This window comes from Streptomyces sp. NPDC053426 (genome assembly GCF_055585405.1).
The window spans coordinates 165,014-181,033 of the sequence record NZ_JBVJKE010000012.1 but is presented as its reverse complement, the minus strand read 5'-3'; the positions used below and the strand labels follow the sequence as shown (position 1 = coordinate 181,033).

The window sequence follows — 16,020 nt, the reverse complement described above, 5'->3', positions numbered from 1 at the left end:
GCGGATGCCCCTCGCGCACTCAGCGGGGGCACGCACCCGCGTGCCCCCGCGGACGGAAACACCCGCCCGCGCACGCTCCCCACGGGGCGCCAAGGGGGGCGCAACGGGCGAAAACTCCCGGCCACTTGGCGCATCCGTGCGGCCGATAGCCGTCTTGTCACGGCCAGTTCGCAACGCTTACTTTTGCCCCTCCTGACGCATTGTCGAGGGGGATTTCCATGGCCGTGCGCGGCCGGCACCGCCGGTATCAGCCGAACAGGATCAACCGGGCCTCGCTCACCGTCACCGCGGGCGGCGCCGGAATGGCGCTCCCGCTGCTGGGCGCCGGCCCCGCCCAGGCGGCCGACGTGGAGACCTGGGACAAGGTCGCCGCCTGCGAGTCCACCAACGACTGGGACATCAACACCGGCAACGGGTACTACGGCGGGCTCCAGTTCACCCGGTCGACCTGGGAGGCGTACGGCGGCACCCGGTACGCGCCGCGCGCGGATCTGGCCACCAAGGACCAGCAGATCGCCGTCGCCGAGAAGGTCCTCGACGGGCAGGGGCCCGGCGCCTGGCCGGTGTGCTCGGTACGGGCCGGGCTGACCCGGGGCGGCGACACCCCCGACATCCGGCCGGCCACCGACAAGCCGGACGGAAACGAGAAGAGCGGCAAGAACGGCAAGAACGGCAAGAAGACCGGCGGGTCCTCCGTCGAGGACGTCAAACCGCACACCACACCCCAGTCCCGCGCGGGCCGCGCCGAGATGTACACCGTCGTCCGCGGCGACACCCTCTCCGGCATCGCGTCGGGCGAACGGGTCGGCGGCGGCTGGCAGAAGCTGTACGACGCCAACCGCTCCACCATCGGCGGCGACCCCGACCTGATCATTCCGGGCCAGCGGCTCGCCCTGCCCGACGGGACGACGAAGACGGCCGGGAAACCGGCCGAGTCGGACGGGAAGAAAGCCGGAAAAGCCGAGAAGGCCGAAGAGAAGACCGAGAAGAAGAACGAGAAGAAGGCCGAGAAGAAGGCTGAGAAGAAGGCCGAGAAGAAGGCCGAGAAGAAGGCTGAGAAGAAAGCCTCCCCCCAGCGCACCGAGGACCGTGCGGACCGTGCCACCAAGACCACCGGCGGTCTGGTCGCCCCCGTCAGCGCCGCGCTCGGCACGCCGTACCACAAGGCCGGATCCGCCTGGTCGAAGGGGTACCACACGGGCGTCGACTTCCCCGTCCCCACCGGCACGTCCGTGAAGTCGGTCGGAGCCGGCACCGTCGTCGGCGCGGGCTGGGAGGGATCGTTCGGCTACCAGGTGGTGGTCCGGCACGCCGACGGCCGCTACAGCCAGTACGCGCACCTGTCGGCGATCTCCGTGAAGAACGGGCAGTCCGTCGCCGCGGGCCAGCGCATCGGCCGTTCCGGCTCGACCGGGAACAGCTCGGGCCCGCATCTGCACTTCGAGGTGCGGACGGGGCCCGGCTTCGGATCGGACATCGACCCGGTCGCCTACCTGAGGGCGGGCGGCGTCAGGATGTGACCCGCGTCCTGCGCCGGTCCACCACCGCCACCGGCACGTACGGGGCGCCGTAGAAGGGCGCGTACGACACCAGCGGCACCGGGGCGGAATCCGCGTCGTCCGGCGCGCCGCCCGGTGCCGGCACGGGGGCCGGCAGCCGTACGTCCTCGGGGAGTTCGAGCGCGGCCAGCAGCCGCTCGGCGGGGTCGGTGGGGTCGGCGGTCGGCTGCTCGTCGGCCCCCGCGGGAACCGCCTCGGGCGCGGGCTCCGGTACGGAGTCCTCCGCCGTCCGCGCCTCCTGGTGCTCGCGCGCCAGCCGCTCCGTCGTGAGCAGGATCAGACCGCCGGCCGCCACCACGCCACAGCTCAGGGCGAGCGCCGTGCCCGTCGTGCCGTAGCGGAAGGTCTCACCGAACATCGTGATGCCGACCGCGGCCGCCACCACCGGGTTCACCACCGTCAGCGTGGCCAGCGGGGCCGCGAGGCCGGCGCCCCGGTAGGAGGCCTGGGAGAGCAGCATGCCGGCCGTGGCCAGGACGCCGATCACCGCCAGGGACGGCAGGTCCGCCGCCGAGACCCCGCCGGTCCAGTCGACCGCGACGGTCTTGGTGAAGACGGAGGACATACCGAACGCGACACCGGACGCGGTGGCCAGCAGGATGCTGCGCACCGCGGGATGCCGGTGCGCGGCGCGGGCCGCGACCATCAGCGCCACGACCGCCCCGGCCGTCCCCAGCGCCGCCGCCACCCGCTGCGCGGTGTCCAGCGACTGCGCGTCGGACGCGCCGACCAGGGAGAGCAGTCCCGCGAGACCCATCGTCGCCATGAGGGCGCCGCGCCACGCGGTCGCCCCGGCCTTCCGGCCGACGAACAGCGCGGCCATGGGCAGGGCGAAGACGATGGTCAGCGCGCCCAGGGGCTGGACGAGGCTGAGGGGACCGTAGGCGAGCGCCACCACGTGCAGCAGTCCGCCGAGGCCGTTGAGCGCGACCGCCGCCCACCAGCCCGGCCGGCGCAGCGGTGCGTACTGCTGCGCGCCGGGCGAGGAGACCGCGACCTGCTCCTGCACGATCGCTCCACCGGCGTACGCCACGGCAGAGACGAACGACAGCAGCACGGACAACGCGAGGGCGCTCATCGGCTGCTCCTCTGCGTGAGGCCGGGGCGGTGGGCCCGGCACGGCGAACGGTCGGCTTTCATAACCAACACGATGCCGTGTCGGAGTGTTCCCGTCGTCGTCCCTGAGCACTCAATGAGTCCTACTGCCGATGGAGTACGACGGCGACCCCGTCATCCCCAGGGTGGGTGCCCCAGGGCGGAGGGCCCCTGGTCGCTACCCCTAGGGGCCTTGGTACTACTGCACGTCGTGGACCTCGACCCGTCTCTCACCGCCCTTCACCGCCTCGGTGGTTTCTTCGTACTGCGCACGGCAGGAGTGGCCGACCGCCGCCTGCCCACGCTCGCCCAGGCATACGGACCGCGGCTCCCGGATGTTCAGGGCGACTTCCTGACCTCGCGGGTCCGCCGGGTCGCCGGTGCCCTGCGCACCCCCGAGGCGAGGGTCGCCGCGTCGGTGGCCCAGCAGGGGCTCGCCGCCCGCCTGTGGTCCGTGGCCCTCGGCTCCGCCGTCCTGTACGGCGCCGTCCCCGACCTCGCCCCGCCGCTGCTGCGCTGGGACCCCGAGGGCAGCGCCCCCGACGACCTGTGGCTGACGGAGGTACGGCCGTTGCCCGGCGACGCGGCGACGGTCGCGGAGCTGGTGCTGCACGGCCACCTGGAACCCCTCGCCGCGGCCCTGCGCGCCCGCCACCGCCTCGCACCGGGCCTGCTGCGCGGCAACGCCGCCTCCGCGCTCGCGGGCGCCGCCCGGGAACTGGACCGCTGGGGGCGCCGCCACGGCCGTACGGACGCCGCCGCCCGCGCCCGCCTCCTGGCGGCCGAACTCCTCGCGCACCCGCTGCTCGCCGGGACCGGAACCCTCACGGGCACCGCCTTCCGGCGCCGTAGCTGCTGTCTGTACTACCGGGTGCCCGGCGGGGGCGTCTGCGGCGACTGCTGCCTCGCACGGCCGCCCCGCTCTTCCCCACGCGCCCCATCTGGGTGACCATGAAGACAACGTCCGCTCAGACAGGGGGTTCACGGGTGCGAGTGGGACTGCTGACACGGGAGTACCCCCCGGACGTGTACGGCGGCGCGGGAGTCCATGTGGAGTTCCTCGCCCGGGAACTGCGGTCCCTGGTGGACCTGGAGGTGCACTGCTGGGGCGAGGGCCGGACGGACGGCGTGCTGCGCCACCGCCCCTGGAGCGCGCTCGACGGCGCCAACGACGCGCTGCGCACCTTCTCCGTGGACCTCGCCATGGCCGCCGCCCTCCAGGGCCGCGACCTCGTCCACTCCCACACCTGGTACGCCAACCTCGGCGGCCACCTCGCCAAGCTGCTGTACGGCATCCCGCACGTGATGACCGCCCACTCCCTGGAGCCCCTGCGCCCCTGGAAGGCCGAGCAGCTCGGCGGCGGCTACGACCTGTCGAGCTGGGCCGAGCGCACCGCCGTCGAGGCGGCCGACGGGGTGATCGCCGTCTCCGGCGCCATGCGCGACGACATCCTCGCCTCCTACCCGGCGCTGGACCCCGCCCGCGTGCACGTCGTGCACAACGGCATCGACACGGACCTGTACCGTCCCGACCCGGGCACCGACGCCCTGGACCGGATCGGTCTCGACCGCTCCCGCCCGTACGTGCTGTTCGTCGGCCGGATCACCCGGCAGAAGGGCGTGCCCCAGCTGCTGCGGGCGGTGCGCGGCATCGACCCTGCCGCGCAGGTCGTGCTGTGCGCCGGCGCCCCGGACACGCCCGAGATCGACCGGGAGTTCCGCGAGCTGTACGAGGAGCTGAGCCGGGTCCGCGAGGGCGTGCACTGGATCCCGCGGATGCTGCCGCGGCCCGAGGTGATCCAGCTCCTGACGCACGCCGCCGTGTTCGCCTGCCCCTCGGTGTACGAGCCGCTCGGCATCGTCAACCTGGAGGCCATGGCGTGCGGCACCGCCGTGGTCGCCTCCCGGGTCGGCGGGATTCCCGAGGTCGTGGCGGACGGCGGAACGGGGGTACTCGTGGACGCGGACGACGACTTCGAGGCGGGCCTCACGCGGGCGCTCGACTCGGTCCTCGGCGATCCGGAGGCGGCACGGCGGATGGGCGAGGCGGGCCGGGAGCGCGCGGTCTCGGAGTTCGGCTGGGGCGCGGTGGCCCGCCGGACGGCCGGGCTCTACGAGGAGATCCTCAAACAGGCTTAGTCCCGCCCGTCCGGGGCAGTGTTGGGAAAATTCGGCGTGAGGGGAGCGGCCGTGCGTCGTGGAGGTCCTTCGGTCCTGGGAATCGTGCTCGCGGGCGGCGAGGGCAAGCGCCTGATGCCCCTCACGGCGGACCGCGCCAAACCGGCGGTCACCTTCGGCGGCACGTACCGCCTGGTCGACTTCGTGCTGTCCAACCTGGTCAACGGCGACATCCTGCGCGTCTGCGTGCTCACGCAGTACAAGTCGCACTCGCTGGACCGGCACATCACCACCACCTGGCGGATGTCCAGCCTGCTCGGCAACTACGTCACCCCGGTCCCCGCCCAGCAGCGCCTCGGCCCGCGCTGGTACCTGGGCAGCGCCGACGCGATCCTGCAGTCGCTGAACCTGGTCTACGACGAACGGCCCGAGTACGTGGCCGTGTTCGGCGCCGACCACGTGTACCGCATGGACCCGCGCCAGATGCTCGCCCAGCACATCGAGAGCGGGGCCGGGGTCACGGTGGCGGGGATACGGGTGCCGCGCTCGGAGTCCTCCGCCTTCGGTGTGATCACGCCGGGCTCCGACGGACAGTCCGTGGACCGCTTCCTGGAGAAGCCCGCCGACCCGCCCGGACTGGCCGACGACCCCGAGTGCGTGTTCGCCTCCATGGGGAACTACATCTTCACCACCAAGGCGCTCATCGAGGCCCTGCACCGGGACGCCGAGGACGAGAACTCGGTGCACGACATGGGCGGTTCGATCCTGCCCCAGCTCACCGAGCGGGGCGAGGCCGCGCTGTACGACTTCAGCGCCAACCACGTGCCCGGCGAGACCAGCCGCGACCAGGGCTACTGGCGGGACGTCGGCACGCTGGACGCGTACTACGAGGCGCACATGGACCTGATCGCCGAGCGCCCCGCGTTCAATCTCTACAACCGGCAGTGGCCCATCTACACGCACTCCGGCCAGCTCTCCCCGGCCCGCTTCAACGCGGGCGGCATGGCGAGCGAGTCGATCATCAGCGCCGGCTGCCTCATCCGGGGCCAGGTCACCCGGTCCGTGCTGTCGCCGGGCGTGGTCGTCGATCCGGGGGCCGTGGTGCAGGGCTCGGTGCTGCACGACAACGTGCACATCGGGCGGGGCGCGGTGGTGCGCGGCGCCGTGCTGGACAAGAACGTCGAGGTGCCGCCGGGCGCGACGATCGGCGTCAACCCGGAGCGGGACGCCGAGCTGTACACGGTGTCCAAGAGCGGCGTGATCGCGCTCGGCAAGGGACAGCTCGTGCCGTAGCGGTGAAAGGGAGAGGCCCCGGTCGGCGGTGGGCGCGGCGGCCTCGGCCTCGCGGTGCCCGGACACGCCCGGTCCGTGCGGCGGTCGTACGCCGACGTCGGCCCGGCGACCCGCACCGGGGACCGCCTCATGAAGCCCGACGAGGTGCGCACGCCGGTGTGCCGGGGCGGCGACGGCGCCGTCCGCACCCGGATCACGGACGCCGAGGGCGGGCTCAACGGTCTGCTCGCCCACGACCGGCGCGTGCCGAAGCCGGACGTGGCCCGGGTGAAGGCCGTCCGCGAAGTCCTGATCCGGGACGCCCCACGACCCACGGCCCACGACCCACGACCCACGGTCCGCCCGGTCGCGGAGGGCGCCGCGTGATGAACCGTTCCTCCGGCGGGCCGCGCCCGTCCGGGTGGCGTCCGTCACCCGTGAGGCGGCGATCGCGCCGCGGCAGCCCCGTCCGTCACTCCCCTTCCGCCCTTTCCCGGCCCCGGCGGGAGGGGCGAAGACGTCACATGATGTTAACTATGTGTAGCCAGATCGTACTTGACCGTAATCGGCCGGGAGCGATTGACTGCTGATCCGTTCCCGTCGTCGACACGAGGCCCCGCCCATGACCGCAGATCCGCTCGCCCCTCTCGACCTGGCGTTCTGGAACATCGAGTCCGCCGGTCATCCCATGCACCTCGCGGCGCTCGGCGTCTTCCGTGCCGGCTCGCCCTCCGCGGCGGCCCACGCGGCCGATCTGCTGGCGTCCCGGGCCGCCGCCGTGCCCGGACTGCGCATGCGCATCCGCGACACCTGGCAGCCGCTCACCCTGCGGCGGCCGCTGTCGGCGCTCCGACGCACCTGGCCGGCGCCCGGTGAGCCCCTGACCGCCGCGCTGCGGCAACCGCTCGCCTCCGCCCTGCGCCGCTCCCTCGCCTTCGGCGGCGCCGCCCGCGAACCCGACCCCGGCTTCGACCCCCTCGACCACGTACGGCTGCACCCCCCGGCCGCCGACTTCCACACCGCCGCCGGACGGCTCATGGGACGCCCGCTGCGACGCACCCGGCCGCCCTGGGAGGCCCATGTGCTGCCGGGGGAGGACGGCACCTCCTTCGCCGTCCTGTTCAAGTTCCACCACGCGCTCGCCGACGGGCTGCGCGCCCTCACCCTCGCCGCCGCGCTGATGGACCCGATGGACCTCCCCGCACCACGGCCCCGCCCCGCCGAGCCCCCGCGCGGGCTCCTCCCGGACGTGCGCGAGGTGCCCGGCCTCGTCCGGGACGCCCTGTCCGACGCCGGCCGGGCCCTGGACATCGGCGCCGCCGTCGCCCGCTCCACCCTCGACGTGCGCTCCTCACCCGCGCTGACCTGCGCGCCCAGCGGCACCCGCCGCACCGCCGGCGCGGTCGTCGACCTCGACGACGTGCACCGGATCCGCAAGAGCGCCGGCGGCACCGTCAACGACGTCACGATCGCGGTCGTCGCGGGCGCCCTGCGCCGCTGGCTCGACGAGCGCGGCGACGGCAGCGAGGGCGTCGCGCCCCGCGCCCTCATCCCCGTCTCCCGGCGCCGGCCGCGCACCGCGCACCCGCAGGGCAACCGGCTCTCCGGGTACCTGCTGCGGCTCCCCGTCGACCAGCGGGACCCGCTCGTCCGGCTCGCGCTGGTGCGCACCGCCATGGACCGCAACAAGGACGCCGGTCCGCACCGGGGCGCGGGCGCCGTCGCCCTGCTCGCCGAGCACGTGCCGCCGCTCGGCCACCGGCTCGGCGGACCGCTGCTCGGCCAGGCGGCCCGGCTCTGGTTCGACGTCCTGGTCACCAGCGTGCCGCTGCCCGGCTTCGGTCTGCGGCTCGGCGGCGACCCGCTCGGCGCCGTCTTCCCGCTCGCGCCGCTGGCCCCCGGCCACTCCCTCGCGGTCGCGGTCTCCACCTACCGCGGACGCGTCCACTACGGGCTGGTCGCCGACGGCGCGGCCGTCCCGGACCTCGACCGGCTGGCCCGCGCGCTGACCGAGGAGGTGACGGCGCTGACCGCCGTCTGCGATCACTGACGCATCCGGTTTGGTGCCGCGGCCCCGCGCTGAAGTAAAATCCGCCGTTCGAACAGCGTGCGCGAACGGAGCGCCGCGAGAAGCAGAGCGGGAAACGGCAGCGGCGATGACGGTGACACAGGACGGCCCCGAGGCCATGGACGCGGTGGCGCACGGGCCCGGCATCGACCCGGAGCGGCTGGCCGTCTGCCTCGACGTGCTGCGGGAACTCGACGAACTCGACGTCGACCACCCGGACGCGATCCTGGTCCGCCGGGCCACCTCGCACATCTACCGCACGGTCAAGCAGCGCCGCCGCCAGGAGCGCCGGGCCGCCAAGACCGCCCACGACAAGGCCGTCACCGAGGCCACCGCCACCGGCTCCGCCGAGCGCATCGACGACGAGACCGAGGGCATCCTGCCGTCCTCCCGCGTCGAGCCCGGCAAGATCGCGGGGATACTCCAGCGCCCCCGCTCCTGCTACACCTGCAAGACCCGCTACACCGAGGTCGACTACTTCTACCACCAGCTCTGCCAGAAGTGCGCCGCCGAGAACCGCGCCCGGCGCGACGCCCGCGCCGACCTCACCGGCAAGCGTGCGCTGCTCACCGGCGGACGCGCCAAGATCGGCATGTACATCGCGCTGCGACTGCTGCGCGACGGCGCCCACACCACGATCACCACGCGCTTCCCCAAGGACGCCATCCGCCGCTTCAAGGCCATGGACGACTCCGCGGAGTGGATGCACCGCCTGGAGGTCGTCGGCATCGACCTGCGCGACCCCGCCCAGGCCGTCGCGCTGGCCGACCGGGTCGCCGAGCAGGGCCCGCTCGACATCCTGATCAACAACGCCACCCAGACCGTACGCCGGCTGCCGTCCGCGTACGCCGCGCTCGTCGAGGGCGAGGGTGCCCCGCTGCCGGCCGGTGAGCTGCCCGCCCACCACGTCATCGGCGCCTTCAACTCCGGCGCGGTCGACGGACTGACCGCGCTGCCCGTCGGCGTCAGCGGACTCGAAGCGCAGAAGGTGGCCGACCTCGCCCTGGTCGCGGGCAACGCCAGCGTGGTCCGGCACCGAGAGGGCACCGCCATCGACGCGGGCGGCCTGCTCCCCGACGTCGTCGACACCAACACCTGGGTCCAGACCATCGAGCAGATCTCCCCGGTGGAGCTGCTGGAGACCCAGCTGTGCAACTACACGGCGCCGTTCATCCTGATCAGCAAGTTGCGTCCGGCGATGGCCGAGGCCGCGCGCCGCGCGTCCACGGGGCGCGCGTACGTCGTCAACGTCTCCGCGATGGAAGGCGTGTTCGACCGCGGCTACAAGGGCGCGGGCCACCCCAACACCAACGCCGCCAAGGCGGCCATGAACATGGTGACGCGGACCAGCGCGCAGGAGATGTTCGACGCCGACCGCATCCTGATGACCTCGGTCGACACCGGCTGGATCACCGACGAGCGCCCCCACTTCGACAAGCTGCGCCTCGCCGACGCCGGTTTCCACGCCCCGCTCGACCTGGTCGACGGCGCGGCCCGCGTCTACGACCCGATCGTGCGCGGCGAGGCGGGCGAGGACCTGTACGGCGTCTTCATGAAGGACTACGCGCCAGGCCGGTGGTGAGGGCGGCCGGCCGTGCCCCTGGGGCGCCCGGCCGCGGCGCGGCGGTGCGCGGCTCCACGCGCCGGGCCTCCCGGGAGCAGGCCGTCGTCGTGCGGCGGCGGACCGTGCCGCGTGCCGGCCGACGGGATCCGAACCGGGCCCCCGGCCGCGCGGCCCGGTCGAAAGCGCCGACGTCGATGTACTTCGAACGGGTGAATACAGTCAGTCGCGCTCATCCGGAAATAGGGACATATTCCGGCCTATCGAGCACCGTCCGACGCGGGATTGTTACCGTCAGTTTTGAGCCCCATCGAGCGGGGGGTCGCTCATTTGGTTACTCTGATCCGGACGGACAGCAGTTCAGGGTTCTACCCGCACCCACGGTCCGTCATGGGACCAGCCGGTTCACAACGGCCTGCTCTCCCTCGAGTCGCCGGCGCCACCGCGTCCGAACGGTTTTCTCTTCAGACCCGAGCGGACGTCGGACGCCAGGCGCAGGGCCGACGCAGTACGTCCCGAGGGTGACCGACACATAAGGAGTGCGCGGTGACACCGGAGCAGACGAAAAGCGATCAGCGCCCCGAGGAACGCACGGAGCGCGCCGCCCGCCGGCCGGGAGAGCTCGGCAGTCTCGACGTGTGGGCCCGTTCGGCCCCGATCCGCCTCGCGGGCTACGAGGACGACCTCGCCGAGCCCCACATCCTGCCCAGCGTCGACTGACGGCACGTGCGGGCGGGCGCGCCCCGTCACTACGGCCGGGCGTAGGGCCGGGTCATGATCTCCATGTTGTGGCCGTCCGGGTCGTCGAAGTAGGCGCCGCGTCCGCCGAAGAGGTCGTTGACCCTGCCGGGCTCGGTGTGGCCCGGGTCCGCGTAGTAGGTGACCCCGGCCGCCTCCAGACGCGCGATCATGGCGTCGAACCGCTCCTCGGGCACCAGGAACGCGTAGTGCTGGCCCTGGACCGGCTCGTCCCGCTTCTCGTAGTAGTCGAGGGTCACGCCGTTGCCCAGGTCGACCGGCAGGAACGGGCCGAACGGGGCGCCGACCTCCAGTCCCAGTATCCCGGCGAGGAACTCGGCGGAGTACCGGCGGTCACTGGCGTAGACGGCGGTGTGGTTCAACTGGACGTGCTGTACTGCGGACATGGCTGGATTCGTCTCCGGTGTCGGTTTCCGTGAGGGGAGGGAACACGCGGAGAAGGGGCGGGCCACGGGCGCGCGCGAGCGGGGGCGCGCCCCGCACCGGCCTCACACCGAGGCCGGGAGCGCCTTACGTGAATGGCCCATGGCCGACCCGGCAGTCACCCGGCCGACCCTAGACCCTCGCGATCGATCACCGCAATGCCGTCACGGCCGGGCCGGGGTGTGCCCGTCCCCGCCGTGGCGCGCGGTCGACTCGTTCTCCTGGGCGAGCCGGCGCAGGGCCATCAGCGCCGGTTCCAGGAGGAAGGTCAGCAGCACCGCCCGCTCGGCCTTCTCCAGCGGGTCCGTGACCGTCTCCAGGTTGTCGAGGTCGTGCCGGGCCGTCCGTTCCGCGAGCTCGGCATAGGGGAGGAGCGCCTCCCAGCCGTACTCGACGTCCAGTGAGCGCAGGGTCCGCAGCGTCTCGTCGATGACCTGCCGGGCCGGGTTCCGCGCGGAGACCGACCAGCCCATCGCGTCGACCAGGGCGGCGGCCTCGGGGTTCGCCTCGGCGAGGGCCTCGCCCTCGCCTTCCCCCTCGTCCCCGGCCGGCGTGCCGCCGTCGGGCGGCCGGATGCCGAAGGCGATGCCGAGCAGTTCGTGGGTGTCGCCCCGGTGTTCGGTCATGGCGTCCAGGACCTGCTTGGCCGAGGCGACGGACAGGCCCCGCACCCCCGTCAGCGCGCGGATCAGGCGGAGTCTCCTGAGATGCGTCTCGTCGTACTCGGCCTGGGTCGCCGCGGTCGCCCGGCCGGGCGGCAGCAGCCCCTCGCGCAGGTAGTACTTGATCGTCGCGTTGGGCACCCCGCTGCGGCGGCTCAGCTCCGAGATCCTCACGTTTTTCCCACTTTCCCCTGGCATTGGATAGCGTCACTGTCTAATATGGATAGTGTCACTGTCCAACTATGGAGGCGAGACTACCGTGCCTACTCTTCCCTGGGTCACGCCGAACCCGGTGGGCCCCGACACCACCCACGCCTTCGTCATGGCCTCCCGCTTCGAGGTGCGGTCGCTGAAGGACGTCCCGCGCTTCTTCCGGAAGTCCCTCTCCGCCTGGGGCCAGGTCCGCAAGGCACCCGGCGCCCTCGGCGCCTCCCTGGAGGCCCGGCCGTTCGGCAAGGTCTTCTACACGCTGTCCGCGTGGGAGAGCCGGGACGCGCTCTACGCCTACGCCCGGACCGAACCGCACAAGAGCGTCATGACCGGCGTGCGCGAGACGATGCGCGACTCGACGTTCACCTTCTGGGAGGTGCCCGTCGACGGGCTGCCGATCGACTGGAACGACGCCAAGCGCCGCCTGGAGGCACAGGCGCAGGCCGGTGCCCCGGACGGGCACGGCGCCCCCCGCTGAACGGCGGCCTGGTTCGAGCGGGTGCGCGCCGGGGGATTCGTACCCCTGGTGACCACCCGCCCGCACCCATGGAGCGCCCCGTATGCATGACGACCGCACCCTGGCCGAAGCCCGCCTCAAGCGCGTCCTCGACGAGCGCCTCCGCCCCGCCGTGTACCCCGAGTCCGTGCCCCTCGACGTCGCGGTGTGGCACGCCCCGGGCGAACCCGTGCCCGTCGCCGAGGGCCTCGCGGCCGAACCCGAGCCCGTCGAGGTGGGCACCCGCTGGGGCGCGCCCTGGGGCACCAGCTGGTTCCGGGTCACCGGGACCGTGCCCGAGGCCTGGGCCGGGCGGACCGTGGAGGCGATCCTCGACCTCGGCTTCGACGAGAACATGCCCGGCTTCCAGTGCGAGGGCCTGGTCCACCGGCCCGACGGCACCCCCGTGAAGGGCCTCAACCCCCGCAACCAGTGGGTGCGCGTCGGCGCGCCCGCCGAGGGCGGGGAGGAGGTGCGCCTGCACATCGAGGCCGCCTCCAACCCCGTCATCCTGGGGTACCACCCCTTCCTGCCCACCCCGCTCGGCGACAAGGAGACCGCGGGCGGCGCACCGCAGTACACCCTCGCCCGCATGGATCTCGCCGTGTTCGACGAGAACGTGTGGCAGCTGGTGATCGACCTCGAGGTGCTCGGCGAGCTGATGGCCGAACTCCCGGCCGACTCGCCCCGCCGCTGGGAGATCCTGCGGGCGGTGGACAAGGCGCTGGACGCCGTCGACCTCCAGGACGTGAACGGCACGGCGGAGCGGGCCCGTGCACGCCTCACCGAGGTGCTGTCCGCCCCCGCCGTCCCCTCCGCCCACCGCGTCAGCGCCGTCGGCCACGCGCACATCGACTCGGCGTGGCTGTGGCCGCTGCGCGAGACCGTGCGCAAGGTCGCCCGTACGGCGGCCAGCATGACGGCCCTGCTCGACGACGAACCCGAGTTCGTGTTCGCCATGTCGCAGGCCCAGCAGTGGGCGTGGGTGAAGGAGCACCGGCCCGAGGTGTGGGCGCGGGTGAAGAAGGCGGTGGCCGACGGGCGGTTCGTGCCGGCCGGCGGCATGTGGGTGGAGTCGGACACCAACATGCCCGGATCGGAGGCGATGGCCCGGCAGTTCGTGCACGGCAAACGGTTCTTCCTCGACGAGTTCGGCGTCGAGAACGACGAGGCCTGGCTGCCGGACACCTTCGGTTTCGCCGCCGGACTGCCGCAGATCATCAAGGCGGCGGGCTCCAAGTACCTGCTGACGCAGAAGATCTCCTGGTCCCGGACGAACAAGTTCCCCCACCACACCTTCCACTGGGAGGGCGTCGACGGCACCCGGATCTTCACCCACTTCCCGCCCGTCGACACCTACAACTGCTCCATGAGGGGCGCCGAGATCGCCCACGCCGTCCGCAACTTCAAGGACAAGGGCGCGGCCCGCCGCTCCCTCGCGCCCACCGGATGGGGCGACGGGGGCGGTGGCACCACCCGCGAGATGGTCGCCAAGGCGGCCCGGCTGCGGGACCTGGAGGGTTCGGCGACGGTGACCTGGGAGACACCGTCCGCGTTCTTCGCGAAGGCCGAGGCCGAGTACCCCGAACCACCCGTCTGGGTGGGCGAGCTGTACCTCGAACTGCACCGGGCCACCCTCACCAGCCAGGCCGGCACCAAACAGGGCAACCGCCGCAGCGAGCACCTGCTGCGCGAGGCCGAACTGTGGGCGGCCACGGCCGCCGTACGCACCGGATTCCCCTACCCCTACGAGGAGTTGGACCGGATCTGGAAGACGGTGCTGCTGCACCAGTTCCACGACATCCTGCCCGGCTCCTCCATCGCCTGGGTGCACCGCGAGGCCCGCGCCACCTACGCCCGGATCACCGCCGAACTGAACGGCGTCATCGACTCCGCCCAGCGCGCCCTGGCCGGCGAGGGGACACTCCCGCTGGTCTTCAACGCCGCCCCGCACACCCGCGCGGGTGTCCCGGCCGGCGGCGCGGGACCGGCGTCCGCCGAGGGCCGTACGACGCTCGACGCGCGCCCCGGCGGCGGTCACGTCCTCGACAACGGCCTGCTGCGGGTGGAGATCGACGCCCGGGGCCTGGTGGTCTCCGCCCACGACATCGACGCCGACCGCGAGACCATCGCCCCCGGCCGGGCCGGCAACCTCCTCCAACTGCACCCCGACCTCCCGAACATGTGGGACGCCTGGGACGTCGACGAGTTCTACCGCAACACGGTCACCGATCTCACCGAGGCGGACGAGGTCACTCGAGGGGAGGACGGCGTCTCGGTGCGGATCGTCCGCTCCTTCGGCGACTCACGGGTCACGCAGGTGCTGACGCTGCCGCCGGGGGAGCGGCGGCTCGTGGTGGACACCGAGGTCGACTGGCACGAGACGGAGAAGTTCCTCAAGCTCGCCTTCCCGCTCGACCTGCACGCCGAACGGTACGCATCCGAGACGCAGTTCGGGCACTTCTTCCGGCCCACCCACACCAACACCTCCTGGGAGGCCGCCAAGTTCGAGGCGTGCAACCACCGCTTCGTCCACCTCCAGGAGCCGGACTGGGGCGTGGCGGTCGTCAACGACTCGACGTACGGCCACGATGTGAGCCGTACGGTGCGCACCGACGGCGACGGCGGTACGACCACCACGGTCCGCGTCTCCCTGCTGCGCGCCCCGCGCTTCCCCGACCCCGAGACCGACCAGGGCGTGCACCGCTTCCGGCACGCACTGGTGCCGGGCGCGTCCATCGGTGACGCGGTGCGCGAGGGCTGGCGGATCAATCTGCCCGAGCGGCGGCTCACCGGGGCCGGTGAGATCGCCCCGCTGGTGACGGCCGACCGGGACGCGGTCGTGATCACGGCGGTCAAACTGGCCGACGACGGCAGCGGTGACGTCGTCGTCCGCTTCCACGAGGCCCACGGCGCCCGCGCCCGCACCACGCTCACCACCGGTTTCGCCGCCGCCGGCGTCGAGGTGACCGACCTGCTGGAACGCCCGCTGGCGGACACTTCGGCGCCTCCGCTCGACGGCGACCGGATCACCGTACGCCTGCGTCCCTTCCAGCTGATGACGCTGCGGCTGAAGCGGGCCTGACCGGCTCAGTCCTCCAGCCGGGCGCGCAGCCACTCCTCCACCGCGCCCACGTGCGCGGCCGCCGCCGCCCGCGCCGCCTCCGGGTCGCGGGCGGCCAGGGCGCGGTGGATCGCGGCGTGCTCGCGCCGGGTGCGGGCGAAGGCGTCCTCCTCCTGGTAGCCGCGCCGGACCCGGGCCCGGAAGGTGCGGGAGGACAGGCCCTCCAGGATCGCGGCCGTCGTCCCGTTGCCGGCGGCCGCCGCGATCTCACGGTGGAAGGCCAGGTCGTGGGCGAGGATCTCCTCCGGATCGTCGGTGGCGTTCATCGCCGCCAGGTGCCTCTCGACCTCGGCCAGCCGGTCCGGGGTGATCCGGGCGGCGGCCAGGGCCGTCGCGTTCGACTCCAGGACGCGGCGCACCTCCAGCAGTTCGACCAGTTGCCGCCCCCGGGACAGATCCGCCACCACCCCGAACGTCTCCAGCAGGTCCCCGGCCTCCAGTCGGGTGACGTAGATGCCCGAGCCGTGCCGGGCCTCGACCACTCCCAGCACCGTGAGCGCGCGGACCGCCTCCCGCATCGAACTGCGGGAGATGCCCAGCCGGGCGGCGAACTCCCGCTCGGTGGGCAGCCGCTCGCCGGGCTCCAGTTCACCCTCGCGGATCATCGCCGTGATCCGCTCGATGGCGCGCTGCGTCACCGTGCCCTTCTGCGGGGCCGTCTCCTCCACGCCAT

The 16,020-nt window shown here is 72.9% G+C and carries 13 protein-coding genes and 1 pseudogene; 10 read left to right on the top strand and 4 right to left on the bottom strand.

Features of this window, described 5'->3' with window-relative positions:
- Positions 1–218 precede the first annotated feature (218 nt).
- The gene (locus tag ACZ62B_RS24690) at positions 219–1,520 is read left to right on the top strand and encodes a transglycosylase family protein (protein ID WP_468886061.1); all 1,302 of its coding nucleotides are present in this window, start codon (positions 219–221) and stop codon (positions 1,518–1,520) included.
- On the opposite strand, the gene ACZ62B_RS24685 is transcribed toward ACZ62B_RS24690, so the two are convergent.
- Complete coding sequence (locus tag ACZ62B_RS24685) at positions 1,510–2,637, bottom strand: DMT family transporter (RefSeq protein WP_468886062.1); 1,128 nt, start codon at positions 2,635–2,637, stop codon at positions 1,510–1,512. The two genes, ACZ62B_RS24690 and ACZ62B_RS24685, sit on opposite strands and share 11 nt — an antisense overlap.
- A 210-nt stretch (positions 2,638–2,847) precedes the next feature.
- Here ACZ62B_RS24685 and ACZ62B_RS24680 point away from each other — a divergent pair, with 210 nt between their 5' ends.
- The 7 genes and pseudogenes from ACZ62B_RS24680 to ACZ62B_RS24650 all read left to right on the top strand — a co-directional run bounded on the left by ACZ62B_RS24680 (position 2,848) and on the right by ACZ62B_RS24650 (position 10,393).
- Positions 2,848–3,603, top strand: a complete 756-nt coding sequence (locus ACZ62B_RS24680) for a (2Fe-2S)-binding protein (protein WP_469692073.1) — start codon at positions 2,848–2,850, stop codon at positions 3,601–3,603.
- Between the two features lie 38 nt (positions 3,604–3,641).
- Entirely contained in the window at positions 3,642–4,793 is a 1,152-nt protein-coding gene (glgA, locus tag ACZ62B_RS24675; RefSeq protein WP_344556872.1) for a glycogen synthase, read from the top strand.
- Positions 4,794–4,844: 51 nt separating this feature from the next.
- Entirely contained in the window at positions 4,845–6,065 is a 1,221-nt protein-coding gene (gene glgC / locus ACZ62B_RS24670; RefSeq protein ID WP_344556873.1) for a glucose-1-phosphate adenylyltransferase, read from the top strand.
- Between the two features lie 15 nt (positions 6,066–6,080).
- Positions 6,081–6,431, top strand: a pseudogene (locus ACZ62B_RS24665) (glycoside hydrolase family 2); the annotation flags it as partial.
- Positions 6,432–6,666: 235 nt separating this feature from the next.
- Positions 6,667–8,094: a wax ester/triacylglycerol synthase family O-acyltransferase gene (locus tag ACZ62B_RS24660; RefSeq protein ID WP_344556874.1), complete on the top strand. Its 1,428-nt coding sequence runs from the start codon at positions 6,667–6,669 to the stop codon at positions 8,092–8,094.
- Between the two features lie 106 nt (positions 8,095–8,200).
- A complete protein-coding gene (locus tag ACZ62B_RS24655) occupies positions 8,201–9,694 on the top strand; it encodes an SDR family NAD(P)-dependent oxidoreductase (protein ID WP_344556876.1) in 1,494 nt (497 codons plus the stop codon).
- Between the two features lie 525 nt (positions 9,695–10,219).
- Positions 10,220–10,393 (top strand): hypothetical protein, encoded by a 174-nt coding sequence (locus ACZ62B_RS24650; protein ID WP_107425205.1) that lies wholly within the window; start codon positions 10,220–10,222, stop codon positions 10,391–10,393.
- Positions 10,394–10,422: 29 nt separating this feature from the next.
- On the opposite strand, the gene ACZ62B_RS24645 is transcribed toward ACZ62B_RS24650, so the two are convergent.
- Together ACZ62B_RS24645 and ACZ62B_RS24640 are read right to left on the bottom strand one after the other, a co-directional pair.
- The gene (locus ACZ62B_RS24645) at positions 10,423–10,818 is read right to left on the bottom strand and encodes a VOC family protein (RefSeq protein WP_344556879.1); all 396 of its coding nucleotides are present in this window, start codon (positions 10,816–10,818) and stop codon (positions 10,423–10,425) included.
- Positions 10,819–11,019: 201 nt separating this feature from the next.
- Positions 11,020–11,691 (bottom strand): MerR family transcriptional regulator, encoded by a 672-nt coding sequence (locus ACZ62B_RS24640; RefSeq protein WP_344556881.1) that lies wholly within the window; start codon positions 11,689–11,691, stop codon positions 11,020–11,022.
- A gap of 85 nt (positions 11,692–11,776) precedes the next feature.
- On the opposite strand from ACZ62B_RS24640, the gene ACZ62B_RS24635 reads away from it, so the two are divergent.
- Positions 11,777–12,205, top strand: a complete 429-nt coding sequence (locus ACZ62B_RS24635; RefSeq protein WP_469692070.1) for a DUF3291 domain-containing protein — start codon at positions 11,777–11,779, stop codon at positions 12,203–12,205.
- An 82-nt stretch (positions 12,206–12,287) separates the two neighbouring features.
- Positions 12,288–15,308: an alpha-mannosidase gene (locus tag ACZ62B_RS24630; RefSeq protein ID WP_469692069.1), complete on the top strand. Its 3,021-nt coding sequence runs from the start codon at positions 12,288–12,290 to the stop codon at positions 15,306–15,308.
- A gap of 5 nt (positions 15,309–15,313) precedes the next feature.
- On the opposite strand, the gene ACZ62B_RS24625 is transcribed toward ACZ62B_RS24630, so the two are convergent.
- On the bottom strand, positions 15,314–16,015 hold the full coding sequence (locus ACZ62B_RS24625) for a FadR/GntR family transcriptional regulator (protein ID WP_344556888.1): 702 nt from the start codon (positions 16,013–16,015) through the stop codon (positions 15,314–15,316).
- Positions 16,016–16,020 lie beyond the last annotated feature (5 nt).